The organism is bacterium (assembly GCA_021372775.1).
Taxonomy (GTDB): domain Bacteria; phylum Acidobacteriota; class Polarisedimenticolia; order J045; family J045; genus JAJFTU01.
In genome coordinates, this window is the sequence record JAJFTU010000091.1 from 1 (window position 1) to 1,605 (window position 1,605).

A 1,605-nucleotide genomic window follows, 5' to 3' on the forward strand; every position below is an offset into this window, starting at 1 on the left:
GGCGATGAAGTCGCTGGGGGTCGAGTTCGTTCTTTCGGCCTCCGCCGTCGGCTCGCTCGACGGAACGGTCGAGCCGCTGCACGTCGTCGTCCCCGACCAGTTCATCGACCGCACGCGGCACCGCGCCGACACGTTCTTCGAAAACGGCGTCGTCGCCCACGTCTCGCTGGCCGACCCATTCTGCGCGGAGCTCTCGCGGCTCGCCGCCGAGGGCGCCCGCGCCGCCGGCGCGGTGGTCCACGAAGGGGGCGTCTACGTCTGCATGGAAGGGCCGCAGTTCTCGACGCGGGCCGAGTCGCTGATGTATCGCGCGCTCGGCGGGCGCGTGATCGGCATGACGAACATGCAGGAGGCGCGCCTCTGCCGCGAGGCGGAGCTCTGCTACGCGACGCTGGCCTTGGTCACGGACTTCGACTGCTGGAAGACCGACGAGGCGCCGGTCTCGGTGGATGTCGTCGTGGAGCGGCTCAAGGTCAACGCCGCGCACGCGAAGGCGGCGATCGCCTACGTCGCGCCGCGCCTGCCGGCGTCGCGGAACTGCGGCTGCGCGCGGGCGCTCGAGACCGCCGTGATCACCTCCCGCCGCGCGATCCCGGCCGAGGCGATCGCCAAGCTCGGGCCGATCGCCTCGCGCGTCCTCGGCGATGGCGAGTAAGGGCGGGCGCGGGGCGGCCCGCCGGCGGGCCTTGGCGCTGACCGCGGCGGGGCTGCTGGTTCTGGCGCTGCTCTTCTTCGTCCTCGACCAGCCGATCGCGTCGTGGATCTCCTCGACGCGCACGCCGTGGCTGACGTCGTTCTTCCACGGCGTCTCGCAGTTGCGCGGGATCGTCTTCTTCGGCCTCGCCGGCGCCGCCGTGCTCGGCGTCGGCGCGATCTTCGGCGCGGGCGGTTTGAAGCGCGCCGGGACGACGATGGTCGTCGCCGTGCTCGTTTCGGCGCTCGCCGTCTGCGTGCTGAAGCCGATCGTCGCCCGGCCCGGACCCGAGGGATGGGGCGACCAGACGGGCGAGTCGTGGATCGAGCGGCGCTGGGGGCGTTTCCCCTCCGGCCACACGGCGGCGGCCTTTTCCGCGGCGGCCGGGCTCGCTTCGGTCTACCCGGCGACGGCGCCGATCGGGTACGCGCTCGGCGGCGTCGTGGCCTACGAGCGGATCTACCGCAAGGTCCACTACCCGTCGGACTGCCTCGCCGGCGCCTGGCTCGGCGTGCTCGCCGCGCGCTGGGCGGCGCGCCGCTGCGGCGGCGGAACGAAGGGACGGAAGTGACGCGAAGCCGGCGTGCGGCGCCGGCGCGCGCGGTCCGCGGCGCCGGCGTCGCGCACGGTCGGCGCCCGTCGCGGGCGACGTGGGCGCGGCCTTTGGGGCGTCTCGGCGCGGTCCTCTTCGCCGCGGCGCTCGCGTTCGTCGGCGTCTCGTTCGGCGCGGAGAAGCCGAACGTGCTGCTCGTCACGTTCGACACGACGCGCGCCGACCACGTCGGCTGCTACGGCGCGTCGTTCGCGCGCACGCCGACGCTCGACCGGCTCGCCGCGGAAGGCACGCGGTTCGAGACGGTCTTCAGCCCCGCGCCGCTCACCGTTCCGGCGCACGCCGCGCTGATGACGGG

At 74.1% G+C, this 1,605-nt stretch carries 3 protein-coding genes; all 3 read left to right on the top strand.

Annotated elements, in window-relative coordinates:
• Positions 1-655 (top strand): MTAP family purine nucleoside phosphorylase (locus LLG88_03315; GenBank protein ID MCE5245936.1); only part of this gene is annotated, 655 nt, incomplete at its 5' end.
• Positions 645-1,265 (top strand): phosphatase PAP2 family protein, encoded by a 621-nt coding sequence (locus LLG88_03320; protein MCE5245937.1) that lies wholly within the window; start codon positions 645-647, stop codon positions 1,263-1,265. The genes LLG88_03315 and LLG88_03320, both read left to right, overlap by 11 nt.
• On the top strand, positions 1,262-1,605 hold a 344-nt coding region (locus LLG88_03325; protein ID MCE5245938.1), incomplete at its 3' end, for a sulfatase-like hydrolase/transferase. The genes LLG88_03320 and LLG88_03325, both read left to right, overlap by 4 nt.